We start from the raw sequence: 15,793 nt of genomic DNA, 5'->3' as shown, positions 1-15,793 counted from the left end.
GATTCACCCTGGCCGTACGTACCGTCACTCTCAGCCGAACGCCTCACCCGGGTCACCGGTGACGGCCGAAGCGGGCATCTCGACCCCGGTCCGGGCGATCGCGTCCAGCAGTCGGTCGGCCAACTCGGGGCGGCAGACCAGCAGATCGGGCAGGCGCGGGTCGGCCCGGTTGTAGCGCAGCGGCGAGCCGTCGATCCGGGACGCGTGCATGCCCGCGCCCAGTGCCACCGCCACCGGCGCGGCACTGTCCCACTCGTACTGGCCGCCCGCGTGGACGTACGCGTCGACCTCGCCGGTCACCACCGCGCACACCTTGACCCCGGCCGAGCCCATCGGCACGGCCCGGGCGTCCAGCAGCTCGACCAGCTCACCCACGAACGCCGGCGGGCGACTGCGGCTCACCGCGATCCGGATCGGCCCGTCGGTCGCCTTCGGCGTCGGGCAGGTGGTGCCGAGGACGACCGGCCTGCCGTCCGCGCCGGTCCGGGCCGGCATGCCGACCGCGCCGGCGACCAGCGCGCCGTCCGGCGCGGCGGAGCGCTGCCAGAGCGCCACGTGCACCGCCCAGTCGTCCCGCCCGGCCTCGGAGAACTCGCGGGTGCCGTCCAGCGGGTCGATGATCCACACCCGGTCCGCCTCGTGCCGGGGAGCCCGCTCCCCGTCCGCCCAGGCGCGGCGCGCGTCGGCCTCCTCCTCGGAGAGCACCGCGTCCGCCGGCCGCCAGCGCGCCAGCGCCGCCGTCATCAGCTCGTGCGACGCCCGGTCGCCGGCGTCCTTGAGCGCCTTCGGGTCGGCGAAGCCCTGCCGGTCCCGCAACGCGGTGAGCGCCGCCCCGGCCTCGGCGGCCAGCCACTGCGCGAACTGCTGGTCGTCGAGTCGTCCCGTCTCGTCCTCGGTCACGAGCCCCATCCCTGTCTCGCGGGTCTGCCGCGACCCGTCATCCTTCGGCGACCGGTGTCACCGGCGCCAGCGTCCGGTCGGATCGTAGACAGTCGCGAGCCGGCCTCGGTTCCCCGTCGACGCTGGTCGACGCCGGTGACCGCCCGCATGTTGAACTTCGCGTGTATGCCGGTCGGACCCGACGGGGCAGGCCCTAGGCTCTGCGCATGACCGCCGAGCAGCTGATCTCCTTCGCCCGTGGGGCTCCCTCGCTGGACATCGTCGATGTCGAGGGGCTCAAGGCCGCCGCCGTCCGCGCCTTCGACGCCGACCCCGCCGGGGTCACCGCGTACGGGACCTCCGTCGGCTACCCGCCCCTGCGGAAGTGGATCGCCGAGAAGCACGGCGTCGAGGCCGACCAGGTGCTGGTCACGAACGGCTCGTTGCAGGCCGACGCGTTCCTCTTCGACCACCTGGTCCGCCGGGGCGACGCGGTGGTCGTCGAGCGTCCGACGTACGACCGCACGCTGCTCAACCTTCAGCAGATGGGCGGCGAGGTGCACGGCGTGACCATCCAGCCGGACGGCCTGGACACCGCCGAGCTGCGCAAGCTGCTGGAGTCCGGGGTCCGGCCGCGGCTGGCCCACGTGATTCCGAACTACCAGAACCCGGCCGGCGTGACGCTCTCCCTGGAGAAGCGCCGTGAGCTGCTCGACCTGGCCGCCGAGTACGAGTTCACCATCTTCGAGGACGACCCGTACGCGGACATCCGGTTCCGGGGCGAGCCGCTGCCCTCGATGCTGTCGATGGACAGCCGGGGCGTGGTGGTGCACGCCTCCAGCTTCACCAAGACGGTCTGCCCGGGTGTCCGGGTCGGCTACCTGGTCGGCCCGGCGGAGCTGATCGCGGCGATCGCGAAGCGGGCCACCAACCTCTACATCTCGCCGGGCATGGTGGCCCAGGCGATCGTGCACCAGTTCTGCGTCTCCGGCTCGATCGAGCGGTCGATCCACACGGTCCGCACGGCGCTGGGCGAGCGGGCCGGGGTGCTGGCCGAGTCGCTGCGCCGGCACATCCCGGAGGCCCGGTTCGTCGAGCCGGACGGCGGCTACTTCCTCTGGGTCGAGCTGCCGGAGGACGTCGAGGTCGACCGACTGGCGCCGGCCGCCGCCGAGCGCGGCGTCGCGGTGGTCAAGGGCAGCGACTTCATGGTCGACGGCGGTCGGCACGCGCTGCGGTTGGCGTACTCCGCGGTGACGGCGGATCGGATCGACGAGGGGGTACGGCGACTCGCCGAGGCGATGGCTGCCGTTCGCGCCTGATTTTCTGTCGGGTTTCCGACAGAATGGCCCCGCTGGCCGGCTCGGCTCTCCCGCCGGGTCGGCCTTCGGCCCACAATGCTGCGAGCGTCGCTCACCTTTCGTGGGCGACGCCGCCAGCATCACTCCCGCCCCCAAGGGTGCCGGGTGGGCCGTGTCGCCCCTCACCCCCCTGACGCGGCCGGCCCGCCCGGCACCGCACCGCGGCCGCCCGACCGCAGGCCGCGCTGCGCGCACACCCGATCGGCGTAACCTGCAAGCCGCAGTTTCGTGGAGAGGGGGCGAGAGATGACGGACCGGGTGGCACGCGACCGAACCGCCGGCCAGCACGGAGACCGGCCGCCCCGGCCCCGCGCCTGGGCAGCGCCGGTACGCGCCATGTCCCGCATCCTCAACGCCGACGGCTCCCCGCGTACGCCCCAGCCGACCCGTCCCGGGCGCAGCGGGATCGTCGACTGCGGGCTCTACGTCGACGGCGAGCGTCGGCCCGGCCGCCCGCAGTACGCCGACGCCCTGGCCGACGCCCGCCGCGAGCGGGACGGCTTCGTCTGGCTCGGTCTGCACGAGCCCGACCTGGCCGAGATGACCGAGATCGCCGCCACGTTCGGCCTGCACGAGCTGGCCGTGGAGGACGCGGTCAAGGCCGAGCAGCGCCCGAAGCTGGAACACTTCGGGGAGATCGTCTTCCTGGTGCTGCGGACCGCCCGCTACTGCGAGCACGCCGAGCTGACCGAGAACTCCGAGGTGGTGGAGACCGGCCAGGTGATGCTCTTCATCGGGCCGAACTTCGTGATCAGCGTGCGGCACGGGGACGCCTGCCGGCTGTCGCCGGTCCGCGCCGACCTGGAGGCGAAACGCGACCTGCTGCGGCAGGGGCCGTGGGCGGTCGCGTACGCGGTCACCGACCGCGTGGTCGACCTCTACCTGGAGGTCGCCGACCGGCTGGAGGACGACCTCGACGTGCTGGAGGCGGACGTCTTCGACCGGCAGAGCAGCGGTCGGATCCAGCGGATCTACCAGATGAAGCGGGAACTGGTCGAGTTCAAGCGTGCGGTGGTGCCGTTGCAACGCCCACTGATGACGCTCACCGCCCAGGTCAACCGCGCGGTGCCGCAGGAGGTGCGGCGCTACTTCCGCGACGTGCAGGATCACCTCAGCCGCACGGTCGAGCAGGTCAACTCCTACGACGACCTGCTCAACTCGATCCTCCAGGCCCGGTTGGCCCAGGTCACCGTCGACCAGAACAACGACATGCGCAAGATCGCCGCCTGGGCCGCCATCGGCGCGGTGTGGACCGCGATCGCCGGCATCTACGGCATGAACTTCCAGAACATGCCCGAGCTGACGTGGACGTACGGCTATCCGGGCGTGTGGGCGGTCAACCTGACGCTGTCGTTCGTCCTCTACCGCTGGTTCCGTCGCAACGGCTGGTTGTGACCGGCGACACCGGCCGGGGCGCGGCGGGTCCGGACGCGGAAGCGCCGGCCACGCGGGACGTGCCCGCGCGCCGGCGCTGATCCGTCGGCCGGATCCGGCTCAGCGGCGACCGCTGGCCTTCGCCGCGTTCCGGCCGTTCTGGACGGCCTTGGTGATGTCGTCGGCCGGCCGGCCGGAGACGTCCCGGGCGCCCTCGGCGACGGAGGGGACCTGGCTGTTCGGGTGGATCACCGGGTCGGCGCCGGGCGTGGTGGCCTGGGTCACCTTCGCGCTCGCGTCCGGGGTCTCCACCACGATCGTGTCCACGTCCTCCCGCATCGGCTCCAACGTGTCCTGACCGGTCGGGCCGAGCGTGCCGGTCGGGTCGTACTCGGCCCACTCCTGCTGCTCGCGGCGGCGACGCATGGCCATCGCCCCGGCCAGGCCGGCGACGGTGCCGGCGACCAGCAGGCCGGCGGTCATGCCCCGCGACCTGCGCTGCTTCTTCTTTCCGGCCTTCATGTTCTTCGCCTTCTTCGTCATCGCGGACTGCTTCGCCGCCACCACCTTGCGACCGGTGCGCGCCTTGCCCGCCGCCTCGGTCCGGGCGCTGCGCACGGCCAGGAGCACCGGGGCGAGCGCGGCGGCGCTCGACGCGACGCCGCTGGACGCCCGGTCCCGGACCATGACCGCGGTGGGCGCGACGGCGACCCGGGCTGCCTGGACCCGCGGGCCGACCGTGGCACCGGCACCCTTCGCCGCGTGCGAGGCGGCCTGCCTCAGGTGACCGATGCCCTGGTTCAGCTCGGCCTTGGCGAGCTGGCCCTGGGTCTTTCGCCGCCCGATTCCAAACACGGTCCCACCTCCTGGGAGTTGTTCCTTCGTCATCCTCCACCTTCGGATGCCTCCGCATGGCCAGATCGGGCACATGGGAGGATCCGCAAGGAACTGACCAACGAGTGAGGAGTACCCGTGGCCGAGGCTGTCTACGCCACCTTGCACACCAACGCCGGCCCGATCCGGCTGGAGCTCTTCCCGAACCACGCGCCGAAGACCGTCCGCAACTTCGTGGAGCTGGCCGAGGGCAACCGGGAGTACATCGACCCGCGTACCGGTCAGCCGGGCAGCGGGCCGTACTACGACGGCACCATCTCGCACCGGGTGATCAGCGGCTTCATGGTCCAGATGGGCGACCCGACCGGCACCGGGCGGGGTGGCCCGGGCTACAAGTTCGACGACGAGTTCCACCCCGAGCTGCGCTTCGACCGGCCGTACCTGCTGGCCATGGCGAACGCCGGGCCGGGCACGAACGGGTCGCAGTTCTTCATCACCGTGTCGCCGCAGCCGCACCTGAACAACCGGCACACCATCTTCGGGCAGGTGGCCGACGAGCAGTCGGTGAAGGTGGTCGACTCGATCGCGAACACCCCGACCGGGCCGAGCGACCGGCCGCGCCAGGACGTGGTGATCGAGCGGGTCGAGATCGAGCGGCAGCAGTCCTGAACGTCGCGCGGGTACCTTTGCTCGCATGACTGAGCGCTCCGGGCAGGCAGGCGACGCCACCGAGGGGCCGGTGCCGACCGCTCCGGTCTGCTACCGGCATCCCGATCGGGAGACGTACCTCCGGTGCACCCGCTGCGACCGGCCGATCTGCCCCGAGTGCATGCGCGACGCCTCCGTCGGCCACCAGTGCCCGGAGTGCGTCGCCGAGGGACGCCGCAGCGTGCGGCCGGCGCGTACCGCCTTCGGGGGCGGTGCCGCCGGCCGCCACGGCCACGTCACGAAGGTCCTCATCGCGCTGAACGTGCTGGTCATGGTGATCTCCATCGCGTCGGCCCGGAGCGGGTCCGCGATCGCCGGCGGCGGCCTCGGCGGCCTGATGGGCGGTGGGACCCCGCTGACCGAGTGGGGCGCGGTGCTCGGCCTGGCGCGCTTCCCCGACGGCACCGTCGGCGGGGTGGCTGACGGCCAGTGGTACCGGCTGGTCACCGCCATGTTCCTGCACTACGGCCTGCTGCACCTGCTGCTCAACATGTGGGGGCTCTGGGTGCTCGGCCGGTCGTTGGAGGCGCTGCTCGGGCCGCTGCGGTTCCTGGCGCTCTACCTGCTCGCCGGGCTCGGCGGCAACGTGGCCGCCTACGTCTTCACCGAGCCGAACAGGTTCTCGGCCGGTGCGTCGACCGCCATCTTCGGCCTGTTCGCCGCGATCTTCGTGATCATGCGCCGGCTGGGCCGGGACACCTCGGCGATCGTGCCGATCCTGGTGATCAACCTGGTCTTCACGTTCACCGTGCCGAGCATCTCGGTGGCCGGGCACCTCGGCGGCCTCGTGGTGGGCGCGGTCACGGCGCTGGTCCTGGCGTACGCCCCACGGATGCGCCGGACCGTGTTCCAGGCGGCGGGTGGCGCGATCGTGCTGGTGGCCCTGATCGGCATGGCCCTCATCCGCACCGCCGCGCTGACCGGCTGATCCGGCGTACCCCTCCGCGTGGCCGACGCCGCCGGGCGCGATTCGCGTTCCCGTGGGACGGCCCGCGTTCCCCGTGGTGCCGCCCGCTCCCTCGGCGGTGGGCCGGGCGGACGCGGCTGACCGTCACTGTGCGTGTGGCCCGAGGTCTGGCGGGCCTTATCCTCACGGCGCCTTTGCTCTGCAGCCACCGGTGCAGCAGTGACGGACCGTTGCCGCTGCGTCCATGGCTGCAGAGCAAAGGCGCGCGGAGGGCATTCTGTCGGTGGCTCGGACTCGGGAGCGTTGTTCCAGCTCAGCGCCAGTTCTGGGGGTGGCGGCACGGGAGGCCGCCCGGAGATGGGTCAATCAGCCGTTACGCACAGTGGTCACTGACCGGTTTGTGGCTAACGCCTACCCAACGTGACCGATAGGCGGGCCAGTCGCGCGGATCAGCGCGGTCGCTCGACCTTGGGATGCGATCCGCTGGCGCGCGCGAGCCTCGGCCCACGTCGCAGGGCCGACGTCGCAAGGCCCACGCCGGGCCGGGGCCGCGCCGCAGCGGCCACGTCGTCAGCGTGCGGCGGCGCGGGCGGCGGTGAGCGTGGCGGCCACCTCGTCCAGCGGCGCGTCCAGGTCGCGGCGGCCGAACAGGTGCAGCGACTCCCCCGCGTCGATCTCCAGCGTCTCGGCGGTGACCCCGCGTCGGCTGCGTCGGTCCAACCGGATCGCCTCCACCGCGGCCCACGGCAGCCGGCGTCGGCCGGCGTACCCCCGGATCACGGTGAGGCCCTCCGGGTCGACGGCGAGCCGGACCGGCGCGACGAGGTCGCGCAGCGCCCACGCGAGCAGCGCGGCGGCGATCGACCCGGCGAGCACCGGGCGGACCGGGTCGCCGGCGGCGAGTGCCAGGCCCAGCGCAGCCAGGGCGAGCGCGCCGAGCGCCTTGACCACCGGCAGCGCCCGGGGCACGCGCCACTCCCGGGCCGGTGACGGCTGTGGATCCATCGGCCCAGCATGCCAGCGGCACGACCATCCGGCACGGCCGCCCGGCAGGACCGGGCGGCGGGGGAGGACGGTCGGTCGGGTCAGCACGTAGGATCGGGGCAAAGCGACGTTACCGGGGAGTAGACATGAGTGACGCGGTCATCGTCGGTGCGGTGCGGACCCCGGTCGGGCGGCGCAAGGGCAGCCTCGCCGGCGTGCATCCGGTCGACCTCTCGGCGCACGTGCTGCGCGCCCTGGCCGAGCGCACCGGCATCGATCCCGGTCAGGTCGACGACGTGATGTGGGGCTGCGTGTCGCAGGTCGGCGAGCAGTCCTGGAACGTGGCCCGCAACGCCGTGCTGGCGGCCGGCTGGCCCGAGTCGGTGCCCGGCACCACGCTCGACCGGCAGTGCGGGTCGAGCCAGCAGGCGCTGCACTTCGCCGCCGCCACCGTGCTCTCCGGCCAGGCCGACCTGGTCGTCGCCGGGGGCGTCGAGTCGATGACCCGGGTGCCGATGGGCTCCAGCGTGGCCGGCGGGATGCCGTTCAGCCCGGCCATCCTGGCCCGCTACCGCGGCGTCGAAGGCGTCGCCGAGGACTCGCCGCTGCCGTTCAACCAGGGCGTCGGCGCCGAGCTGATCGCCGAGCGGTGGCGCTTCTCGCGTACCCAGCTCGACGAGTTCGCGCTGGCCAGCCACGAGAAGGCGGCCGCCGCGCAGGACGCCGGCGCGTTCGAGCCGGAGCTGGCGCCGGTGGCGCTCGCCGACGGCGGCAAGTTCAGCGCCGACGAGGGCATCCGTCGGGACACCTCGCTGGCCAAGCTCGGCGAGCTGGCCACCCCGTTCCGCGCCGACGGCGTGGTCACCGCCGGGTCCGCGTCGCAGATCTCCGACGGCGCCGCCGCGCTCGCGGTGACCACCGCCGAGTGGGCCAGCCGGCACGGCCTGCGCCCGCTCGCCCGGGTGCACACCGCCGTGGTGGCCGCCGACGATCCGGTCGCCATGCTCACCGCACCCATCCCGGCCACCGCGAAGGCGCTGCGCCGCGCGGGGCTGGGCATCGAGGAGATCGGGGTGTACGAGGTGAACGAGGCGTTCGCCCCGGTGCCGCTGGCCTGGCTGGCCGAGACCGAGGCGGACCCGGATCGGCTCAACCCGCGGGGCGGCGCGATCGCGCTGGGCCACCCGCTCGGCGGCTCCGGCGCGCGGATCATGACGACGATGCTCCAGCACATGCGGGACAACGGCATCCGCTACGGCCTGCAGACCATGTGCGAGGGCGGCGGCATGGCCAACGCGACAATCGTCGAGCTGCTCTGAGGCCGGTGGAAGTTCCAGAAATCGGGGGTGACCCATGTCACCCCCGGTCGACCGCTCGTTGCACATTGCATGGACGTGTTCTCCCGAACGTTCCTCCCGGCCGCGGCCGAGACCGGTCTGGCGACGCAGACCGCCACCCGGCACATGCCGGTGTTCCGCCGCTGCGTCGGCTCCGGTGACGCCACCATCCTGGTCACCCGGTGCAGCCGCCCGGAGCATCCGGTCGGCGGCGAATACCTCATGCTCCTCACCCACCGACGACTGGTGGTGACCCGGCAGACCCGGTTGCTGCACCGGCTGCGCCTGCACCTCAACACCGAGCTGCGCGAGCTGAGCAACGTCACCTGGAGCCCGGACCCACGGGCGCACAGCCTGGAGCTGGCCGCCACCGCCATCGACGGCGCACGCGAGCGTTTCCTGATCCGTACCCACCATCCGAAGGGGGTGTGGCAGCTCGACGCGCTGCTCCACCACGCCTTCCGGACCCGGCTGCGGACCCCGGCGGAACGGCTGGTCGCCACCATCGGTGACCCACCGGCCGGCCTCCGGCCCGTCGTGTTCCGGCCGGCGCCGGCCCGCTGACGTTCTCCTTACCGAACCCGAACGTCTCCCGTACCGTCCGGGCGGCCACCGGTCGGTCATCATGGGCCGGTGACCGCCGACACCGCGCAGCGCGGGCTCGTCCTCGTGGTGGAGGACGAGCCGTCCATCGCCGACCTGGTCCGGCTCTACCTGACCCGGGACGGCTTCGGCGTACACCTGGAACGGGACGGCACGGCCGGGCTGGCCGCCGCGCGGCGGCTGCGCCCGGTGGCCTGCGTACTCGACATCGCGCTGCCCGGCCTGGCCGGCACCGAGATCTGCCGGCGGCTGCGCGCCGCGGGTGACTGGACGCCTGTCATCTTCCTCACCGCCCGCGACGACGAGGTGGACCGCGTGGTCGGCCTGGAGCTGGGCGCGGACGACTACGTCACCAAGCCGTTCAGCCCGCGGGAGCTGGTCGCCCGGGTCCGAGCGGTGCTGCGGCGCAGCGCCGGCACGCCGGCCACCGCCGAGCAGCCGCGGGTGCTCGGCCCGGTCACGCTCGACCCGGCCCGTCGGGCGGTGGCCGTCGGTGGGACGCCGGTGCAGCTCACCTCCACCGAGTTCGACCTGCTCGCGCACCTGATGGCCCGCCCCGGCCGGGTGTTCACCCGGGAGGAGCTGCTGGCCGGCGTCTGGGGCTACGCGGCGCACGCCGGCACCCGGACCGTGGACGTGCACGTGGCGCAGGTCCGGGCCAAGCTCGGCCCGGCCAGCGTGATCCGCACCCACCGTGGCGTCGGGTACGCGGCCGATGCCTGACCAGCTCACCGTGGCGCTGCCGGTGATCCGGACCGGGCCCCCCGCACCGCCCGCCCGCCGCCGGCCCGGCCACACGCTGACCGCCCGCGCGGTGCTCGTCACCTGCGCGGTGGCGCTGGTGTCGGTGCTGGTCACCGCGTTGGTGGCGGTGCCGTTGGCGGTACGCGGCGCGGAACGGCGGGACCAGGACGCGCTGGCCGCGCAGGCCCGGCTCGCCGCCGACGTGCTGCGCGTCCGCGCGGTACGCCAGCGCGACGGCGCCGGGGACCGGCTCATCCGGCAGCTCCGTCAGCAGCAGATCGACGTGTACGTGGTCCGGGGTGGCCAGGTCGACCGGCCGGGCCTGCCGGCGCCGCTCGTCGCCCGGGTCGCCGCCGGCGGCAACGTCTCCGGTCGGCGGCTCGTCGACGGGGAACGCCGGCTCGTCGAGGCGCGGGCGCTGCCCGGCGGTGACGGGGTGGTGCTCACCCGCGCCGTCACCACCGGCCCCTGGCGGCGGGTGCTGAGCGGGCTCTGGCTGCCGCTGCTCGCCGGCCTCGCCGCCGGGGCGGTCGCCGGGCTGCTGCTCGCCCGCCGGCTGGCCCGGCCGATCCGCGTCGCGGCCACGGCCGCCGCCCGGCTCCGGGCCGGGGACCGGGCGGTCCGGGTGCCGGTCGAGCCGCCCGACGAGGTGGCCGACCTGGCGTACGCGCTCAACGGGCTGGCCGCCGCGCTGGCCACCAGCGAGGGCCGGCAGCGGGAGTTCCTGCTCTCCGTCTCGCACGAGCTGCGTACCCCGCTGACGGCGATCCGGGGTTACGCCGAGGCACTGGCCGACGGCGTGATCGACGCGGACGCGGTGCCGGCGACCGGTCGTACCGTGCTGGCCGAGGCGGAACACCTGGACCGGCTGGTCAGCGACCTGCTCTCGCTGGCCCGGCTGGAGGCCGCCGACTTCCCGCTGGAACCGGGGCGGGTGGACCTGACCCGGCTGGCGGCCGACGCCGAGCGCACCTGGTCGGACCGGTGCGCGGCGGTCGGGGTGCCGTTCCGGGTGGAGACGCCGGGCGGGCCGGTGCCCACGTACACCGATCCGGGTCGGATCCGGCAGGTGGTGGACGGGCTGCTGGAGAACGCGCTGCGGGTCGTACCCCCGGGGGCGCCGGTGGTGCTCGCGGTCCGGCCCGCCGGCGCGGACCCGGCGGCCGGCGGGATCCTGGAGGTCCGGGACGGCGGGCCCGGCTTCACCGACGACGACCTGGCGGTGGCGTTCGAGCGGGGCGCGTTGCACCAGCGCTACCGGGGGGTGCGCAAGGTGGGCAGCGGGCTGGGGCTGGCGCTCGCCGCCGGGCTGGTGCGCCGGTTGGGTGGCGACATCGCCGCCGGGCACGCGCCGGAGGGCGGCGCGGCGTTCACGGTCCGGCTGCCCGGAGATCCTTACCTGGCTCGAACATCGGCCTGACGGTCCGCTCGCGCCGGTGCGGAACGCTGATCGCACCACCGACGAGAGGAACACCGATGGCACGTCAGCGAATCGTCACCGGCGCCACCGCGCTGCTCACCGCCGCGGCGCTCGGCCTCGCCGGGTGCGGCGCGGCGCAGACCGGCGCCGACGCGGCCCGGGAGACCGCAGTCGAGGTGGCCGCCGCCATGGGCACGGACGGGCAGGCCCTGGCCGCGCTCGGGGTGGACCCGGCCGACCTGGACGTCGACCCGGTCGCGGCGCCCGCCCCGTCGGCCTCCGGCTCGCCGACGGAGCAGGCCGACTCCGGCACGCCGGAGGAGCAGGCCGGGCCGGAGCGCAAGGGCGACCGGGCGCAGGAGGGGGGCAAGCGGCACCGCGCCCGGGTGCTGCTGCGCAAGAACCGGCTGCACGGCGAGGTCGTGGTGCAGACCAAGGAGAACGGGACGAAGACCGTCGCCGTGCAGCGCGGCCAGGTGACCGCGATCGACGCGAAGTCGATGACCGTGAAGTCCGCCGACGGGTTCACCATGACCTGGACGTTCGGCGAGAAGCTGCGGGTGGTCGAGCGCCGCGCGACGATCCGGGCGAACGAGATCAAGGTCGGTACGACGGTCGGCGTGGCCGGTGCCAAGGACGGGGAGAAGGGGGTCGCCCGGCTGGTCGTGGTGCCGCTCCGCCAGGAGTAACGTGGGCGGGCTGTCGTGACCTCAGGAATCTGCCAGGCTACGCTATGCCCCGACCTGCCGTCGCCTCCATGGAGAACCCGTGAAGCTTTCGATCCTCATGCCGGTCTACAACGAGGAAGAACGCATCGCGGACGCCCTCAAGCAGGCGTTGGCGGTGGACTACCCGTGCGAGATCGAGCTGGTCGTCGTGGACGACGGCAGCCGGGACGGCACCGGCGAGGTGCTCGGCCGGGTGGACGACGCCCGGCTGCGGGTGATCACCCACCCGCGTAACGCCGGCAAGGGCGCGGCCATCAAGACCGCCGTCGACAACGCCGAGGGTGAGTACATGGTCATCCTCGACGCCGACCTGGAGTACGATCCGCAGGACATCCCGCGCCTGCTCCAGCCGGTGCTCGACGGGCACGCCACGGTGGTCTACGGCAACCGCACGTTCGGCAGTCACAGCTCCTACAGCTTCTGGTACGTGATGGGCAACAAGGGCGTCACGCTGGCGGCCAACGTGCTCTACAACTCGTACATCGGCGACCTGGAGACCTGCTTCAAGCTGATGCCGCTGGAGCTCTACCGCTCGCTTCAGGTGCGCTCGCGGGGCTTCGGCATGGAGGCCGAGGTCACCGGCAAGTTGCTCCGCCAGCGCATCCGCCCCTACGAGGTGCCGATCAGCTACCGCGCCCGGGGTCGGGAAGAGGGCAAGAAGATCACCTGGAAGGACGGCGTCGAGGCGATCTGGATCCTGGCCCGCGAGCGCGCCCGTCGCCGCCCGGCCGGTCCCGCCGCCGCGCGCTGACCGCACGACCGCGAACCCCGCACCGGCCTCGGTGCGGGGTTCGTCGTGTCAGGGTCGGACGCCGAGGAACGCGTCCACGGAGCGGCGCAGTCCGGCCGCGTCCAGCCCGTGCCAGCGGTCGTGGTCCTCCGGCCCGCCGTAGCGGCGCAGCTCCGCCCGGCCCACGCCGAGGGCGAGCAGCCGGTGCGGCCGGTCGGCCAGCGCGTCGGACACCACCCGGGTGGACGTGCCGGCCAGGTACGGCTCGACCAGGATCACCTCGCCGCCGGCCAGCGCCCGCAGCCCGGCCGTGTCGAACGGGCGCGGCCGGTGGGTGAACGCCACCGTCACCGGCCGGTCCGCCACCGCGTGCAGCGCCGCGTCCAGCACCGGCCCGACCGCCACCAGCAGCGGCGCGCCCGGCCCGGCGTCGCGGACCACCCGCAGGTCACCCGCCTCCGGGTACGCGGACGCGTTGCTCCGGGTGGACAGCCGCAGGTACGCCGGGTGCGTCCCGCAGACCACGTCCCGCAGCAGCTGTCGCACCTCGTCCGGGTGGCCCGGCACGTGCACGGTCCACCCGTCGAGCGTGTCGATCAGGCTCACGTCGGCGGGCGCCAGGTGGGTCCGTCCCGCCGCCGCCCGGTCATACGAGGCGCCGATGCTGACCAGCACCGCGCCGACCCCCTGGTGGTCGAGGTCCAGCTTGATCTGCTCGTACGCCCGCTCGACGAGGAACGGGGCGTAGCTGTGCACGATCGGCCGCTGCCCGGTCAACGCCAGCCCACCGGCCACGCCGATCATGAGCTGCTCCCGGATCCCGACGTTGACCACCCGGTCCGGGTAGCGGGCGGCGGCCGGGGCGAACGCGTCGGCGGAGATGTCCGCCAGCACGATCACGCTCCGGGGATCCGCCAGCACCTCCTCGGCGCTGGTCACGAACCTGTCCCGCATGGTCATGGTCACTCCCCGTCGATGACGGCCGCGACGACGACGTGCGGCCGGTGGTGGTCGTGCCCGGTGAGGGCGGCGTGCAGGGCGTCGTGGTCGCGCCCGTCCACGGTGGCGGCGGTCCACCCGTTGACGGTGAACCGGCTCGCCGCGCCACCCGGCCAGCCGTGCGTGGCCGAGCGGTTGTCCAGCACGATCGCGGTCAGGTTGGCCAGGCCGGTCGCGCCGGCGTAGGCGATCGCCTCGTGGTTGGCGCCCTCGTCCAGTTCGGCGTCGCCGAGCAGCACGTACACCCGGGGGTCGGTGCGGCCCTGGGCCCGCAGGCCGAGCGCGGTGCCCACGCCCCAGCCCGAGCCCGTGGCCGAGCGAGCCGGACCCGATCTCCACGCCCGGCACCAGCGTCCGGTCCGGGTGGTCGCCGAGCCGGCTGTCCGGTCCGCCCTGGTCGTCCAGCCACTCGACCGGCACGAAGCCGCGCGCGGCGAGCAGCGCGTAGTAGCCGGCGACCGCGTGCCCCTTGGAGAGCAGGAACCGGTCCCGGTCGGGGTCGGCCACGGTCGCCGGGGTGATCCGGAGCACCCGGTCGTAGAGCACCTGGAGCACGTCGAGCGTCGAGTACGCGTTCGCGCCGTACTCGCGGCCGGCGCGGACCCGGTCCAGCAGGGTGGCCAGCTCGGTGGCGGTGGTCGTCGTCATGCCGATAGCCTCGAACCTCAACCGAACTTCACCTCAAGGGCCTGTGATGCACGAGGCAACCCTCACCATCGGCCAGCTCGCCGAGCGCAGCGGCGTGGCCCCCTCCGCGCTGCGCTACTACGAGCGGCTCGGCCTGATCCACGCCGCCCGCACCGGTGGCAACCAGCGCCGCTACGCCCGCACCGAGCTGCGCCGGGTGGCGTTCATCCGGATCTCCCAACAGGTCGGCGTCTCGCTGGACGAGATCCGGGCGGCGTTGGACTCGCTGCCCGCCGGCCGGACGCCCACCCCGGAGGACTGGGCCGCGCTCTCCCGGGCCTGGCGGGAGCGGCTGGACGAGCGGATCCGGCTGCTCGGCAAGCTCCGCGACGACCTGGACGGCTGCATCGGCTGTGGCTGCCTGTCGTTGCAGCGCTGCACGCTCTACAACCCGGGGGACTCGCTCGCCGCCGAGGGACCCGGCGCGCGCCTGGTGCTCCCCCGGGACTGAGGCGTCACCGCACCAGCAGCACCTTGCCCAGGTGGTCGTTCGTCTCCACCAGCCGGTGCGCGTCGGCGGCGTCGGCCATCGGCACCCGGGCGTGCACCACCGGGCGGATCCGGCCGGCCGCCACGAGCGGCCACACCTGCTCGCGTACGCCCCGGGTGATCGCCGCCTTCTCGTCGACCGGGCGGGAGCGCAGCGCGGTGGCGTGCACCGAGGCCCGCTTGGCCAGCAGCATCCCGAGGTCGAGTTCGCCCTTGCGCCCGCCCTGCATGCCGATCACCACGAGCCGCCCGCCGGTGGCCAGCGCCGCCACGTTCCGGGACAGGTAGGACGCGCCCATGATGTCCAGGATCACGTCCGCGCCGCGTCCGTCGGTGACCCGGCGGACCTCCTCGACGAAGTCCTGCTCCCGGTAGTCGACCGGGTGCGCGGCACCCAGCTCGCGCAGCCGGTCGTGCTTGGCCCCGCGCGCGGTAGCCACCACCGTCGCGCCCAGTGCCACCCCGAGCTGGATCGCGAACGTGCCGATGCCGCTGCCGCCGCCGTGCACCAGCAGCGTGTCCCCCTCGGTCAGCCCGGCCAGGTCCACCACGTTCGACCAGACCGTGCAGGCCACCTCCGGCAGCGCGGCGGCGTCGATCAGGTCCACCCCGTCCGGCACCGGCAGCAACTGCCCGGCCGGCACCGCGACCTGCTCGGCGTAGCCGCCGCCGGCCAGCAACGCGCAGACCTCCTGGCCCACCGACCAGCCGGTCACGCCGGGACCGAGCGCCCGGACCGTCCCCGAGCACTCCAACCCGGGGTACGCGGACGCGCCCGGCGGCGGCGGGTAGTGGCCCTGCCGTTGCAGCAGGTCGGCCCGGTTGACGGCGCTGGCCGCCACGTCGACGACCACCTCGCCGGGGCCGGGCTCGGGGTCGGGGACCTCCGCCCAGACGAGCGCCTCGGGTCCGCCGGGTTCCGTGATCGTGATCGCGCGCATGGCTCAGTCTTACCCGATCCGCCGTTCGTGGCAGACTAGGCGCGGTCGCGTACCCCCTCGGGGCGCGC

General features: G+C 73.9%; 16 protein-coding genes and 1 pseudogene. 11 read left to right on the top strand and 6 right to left on the bottom strand.

Features of this window, described 5'->3' with window-relative positions; all coding sequences use genetic code 11:
• Positions 1-30 precede the first annotated feature (30 nt).
• A complete protein-coding gene (locus tag ACH495_RS00170) occupies positions 31-909 on the bottom strand; it encodes a 3'(2'),5'-bisphosphate nucleotidase CysQ (RefSeq protein WP_396855593.1) in 879 nt (292 codons plus the stop codon).
• A 197-nt stretch (positions 910-1,106) separates the two neighbouring features.
• Here ACH495_RS00170 and ACH495_RS00165 point away from each other — a divergent pair, with 197 nt between their 5' ends.
• Together ACH495_RS00165 and corA are read left to right on the top strand one after the other, a co-directional pair.
• Complete coding sequence (locus ACH495_RS00165; RefSeq protein ID WP_396855592.1) at positions 1,107-2,201, top strand: PLP-dependent aminotransferase family protein; 1,095 nt, start codon at positions 1,107-1,109, stop codon at positions 2,199-2,201.
• A gap of 285 nt (positions 2,202-2,486) precedes the next feature.
• The gene (gene corA, locus ACH495_RS00160) at positions 2,487-3,635 is read left to right on the top strand and encodes a magnesium/cobalt transporter CorA (RefSeq protein WP_396855591.1); all 1,149 of its coding nucleotides are present in this window, start codon (positions 2,487-2,489) and stop codon (positions 3,633-3,635) included.
• Between the two features lie 99 nt (positions 3,636-3,734).
• Here corA and ACH495_RS00155 read toward each other — a convergent pair whose 3' ends face one another.
• Complete coding sequence (locus tag ACH495_RS00155) at positions 3,735-4,502, bottom strand: hypothetical protein (protein WP_396855590.1); 768 nt, start codon at positions 4,500-4,502, stop codon at positions 3,735-3,737.
• An 84-nt stretch (positions 4,503-4,586) separates the two neighbouring features.
• On the opposite strand from ACH495_RS00155, the gene ACH495_RS00150 reads away from it, so the two are divergent.
• Together ACH495_RS00150 and ACH495_RS00145 are read left to right on the top strand one after the other, a co-directional pair.
• Entirely contained in the window at positions 4,587-5,117 is a 531-nt protein-coding gene (locus ACH495_RS00150) for a peptidylprolyl isomerase (protein WP_396855589.1), read from the top strand.
• Between the two features lie 25 nt (positions 5,118-5,142).
• Positions 5,143-6,084, top strand: a complete 942-nt coding sequence (locus ACH495_RS00145) for a rhomboid family intramembrane serine protease (protein WP_396855588.1) — start codon at positions 5,143-5,145, stop codon at positions 6,082-6,084.
• A 549-nt stretch (positions 6,085-6,633) separates the two neighbouring features.
• On the opposite strand, the gene ACH495_RS00140 is transcribed toward ACH495_RS00145, so the two are convergent.
• Complete coding sequence (locus tag ACH495_RS00140) at positions 6,634-7,068, bottom strand: PH domain-containing protein (RefSeq protein ID WP_396855587.1); 435 nt, start codon at positions 7,066-7,068, stop codon at positions 6,634-6,636.
• Positions 7,069-7,193: 125 nt separating this feature from the next.
• Between ACH495_RS00140 and ACH495_RS00135 the strand changes: the two genes are divergently transcribed.
• The 6 genes from ACH495_RS00135 to ACH495_RS00110 all read left to right on the top strand — a co-directional run bounded on the left by ACH495_RS00135 (position 7,194) and on the right by ACH495_RS00110 (position 12,630).
• Positions 7,194-8,366 (top strand): thiolase family protein, encoded by a 1,173-nt coding sequence (locus ACH495_RS00135; protein WP_396855586.1) that lies wholly within the window; start codon positions 7,194-7,196, stop codon positions 8,364-8,366.
• A gap of 69 nt (positions 8,367-8,435) precedes the next feature.
• Positions 8,436-8,948, top strand: coding sequence for a hypothetical protein (locus ACH495_RS00130; protein ID WP_396855585.1), 513 nt, complete (start codon positions 8,436-8,438; stop codon positions 8,946-8,948).
• 69 nt (positions 8,949-9,017) lie between these two features.
• A complete protein-coding gene (locus tag ACH495_RS00125) occupies positions 9,018-9,710 on the top strand; it encodes a response regulator (protein WP_396855584.1) in 693 nt (230 codons plus the stop codon).
• A complete protein-coding gene (locus ACH495_RS00120) occupies positions 9,703-11,151 on the top strand; it encodes a sensor histidine kinase (RefSeq protein WP_396855583.1) in 1,449 nt (482 codons plus the stop codon). Before ACH495_RS00125 ends, ACH495_RS00120 begins: the two co-directional genes overlap by 8 nt.
• Before the next feature lie 56 nt (positions 11,152-11,207).
• A complete protein-coding gene (locus tag ACH495_RS00115) occupies positions 11,208-11,840 on the top strand; it encodes a hypothetical protein (protein ID WP_396855582.1) in 633 nt (210 codons plus the stop codon).
• A 79-nt stretch (positions 11,841-11,919) separates the two neighbouring features.
• Positions 11,920-12,630 carry a glycosyltransferase family 2 protein gene (locus tag ACH495_RS00110; protein ID WP_396855581.1) on the top strand — a complete coding sequence of 237 codons (711 nt, stop codon included), beginning with the start codon at positions 11,920-11,922 and terminating at the stop codon, positions 12,628-12,630.
• 48 nt (positions 12,631-12,678) lie between these two features.
• Here the strand turns inward: ACH495_RS00110 and ACH495_RS00105 are convergent, their stop codons facing one another.
• Both ACH495_RS00105 and ACH495_RS00100 read right to left on the bottom strand, forming a co-directional pair.
• Positions 12,679-13,563, bottom strand: a complete 885-nt coding sequence (locus tag ACH495_RS00105; protein WP_396856476.1) for a transketolase family protein — start codon at positions 13,561-13,563, stop codon at positions 12,679-12,681.
• 8 nt (positions 13,564-13,571) lie between these two features.
• Positions 13,572-14,256, bottom strand: a pseudogene (locus ACH495_RS00100) (transketolase).
• Positions 14,257-14,302: 46 nt separating this feature from the next.
• On the opposite strand from ACH495_RS00100, the gene soxR reads away from it, so the two are divergent.
• The gene (soxR, locus tag ACH495_RS00095) at positions 14,303-14,746 is read left to right on the top strand and encodes a redox-sensitive transcriptional activator SoxR (RefSeq protein WP_396855580.1); all 444 of its coding nucleotides are present in this window, start codon (positions 14,303-14,305) and stop codon (positions 14,744-14,746) included.
• A 4-nt stretch (positions 14,747-14,750) separates the two neighbouring features.
• On the opposite strand, the gene ACH495_RS00090 is transcribed toward soxR, so the two are convergent.
• Positions 14,751-15,725: an NAD(P)H-quinone oxidoreductase gene (locus ACH495_RS00090; RefSeq protein WP_396855579.1), complete on the bottom strand. Its 975-nt coding sequence runs from the start codon at positions 15,723-15,725 to the stop codon at positions 14,751-14,753.
• Between the last annotated feature and the right edge of the window lie 68 nt (positions 15,726-15,793).

This window comes from Micromonospora sp. NPDC018662, from assembly GCF_044391475.1.
GTDB lineage: Bacteria > Actinomycetota > Actinomycetes > Mycobacteriales > Micromonosporaceae > Micromonospora.
The sequence above is the reverse complement of the archived record's forward strand: the minus strand, read 5'-3'. Positions and strand labels throughout refer to the sequence as shown.

Bases quoted from the DNA above. Each gene is read 5' to 3' on its own strand.
- ACH495_RS00105 (WP_396856476.1), bottom strand. From the start codon at position 13,563: ATGCGGGACAGGTTCGTGACCAGCGCCGAGGAGGTGCTGGCGGATCCC.
- soxR (WP_396855580.1), top strand. From the start codon at position 14,303: ATGCACGAGGCAACCCTCACCATCGGCCAGCTCGCCGAGCGCAGCGGC.
- ACH495_RS00130 (WP_396855585.1), top strand. From the start codon at position 8,436: ATGGACGTGTTCTCCCGAACGTTCCTCCCGGCCGCGGCCGAGACCGGT.
- ACH495_RS00140 (WP_396855587.1), bottom strand. From the start codon at position 7,068: ATGGATCCACAGCCGTCACCGGCCCGGGAGTGGCGCGTGCCCCGGGCG.
- ACH495_RS00135 (WP_396855586.1), top strand. From the start codon at position 7,194: ATGAGTGACGCGGTCATCGTCGGTGCGGTGCGGACCCCGGTCGGGCGG.
- ACH495_RS00165 (WP_396855592.1), top strand. From the start codon at position 1,107: ATGACCGCCGAGCAGCTGATCTCCTTCGCCCGTGGGGCTCCCTCGCTG.
- ACH495_RS00120 (WP_396855583.1), top strand. From the start codon at position 9,703: ATGCCTGACCAGCTCACCGTGGCGCTGCCGGTGATCCGGACCGGGCCC.
- corA (WP_396855591.1), top strand. From the start codon at position 2,487: ATGACGGACCGGGTGGCACGCGACCGAACCGCCGGCCAGCACGGAGAC.
- ACH495_RS00155 (WP_396855590.1), bottom strand. From the start codon at position 4,502: ATGACGAAGGAACAACTCCCAGGAGGTGGGACCGTGTTTGGAATCGGG.
- ACH495_RS00115 (WP_396855582.1), top strand. From the start codon at position 11,208: ATGGCACGTCAGCGAATCGTCACCGGCGCCACCGCGCTGCTCACCGCC.
- ACH495_RS00170 (WP_396855593.1), bottom strand. From the start codon at position 909: ATGGGGCTCGTGACCGAGGACGAGACGGGACGACTCGACGACCAGCAG.
- ACH495_RS00090 (WP_396855579.1), bottom strand. From the start codon at position 15,725: ATGCGCGCGATCACGATCACGGAACCCGGCGGACCCGAGGCGCTCGTC.
- ACH495_RS00145 (WP_396855588.1), top strand. From the start codon at position 5,143: ATGACTGAGCGCTCCGGGCAGGCAGGCGACGCCACCGAGGGGCCGGTG.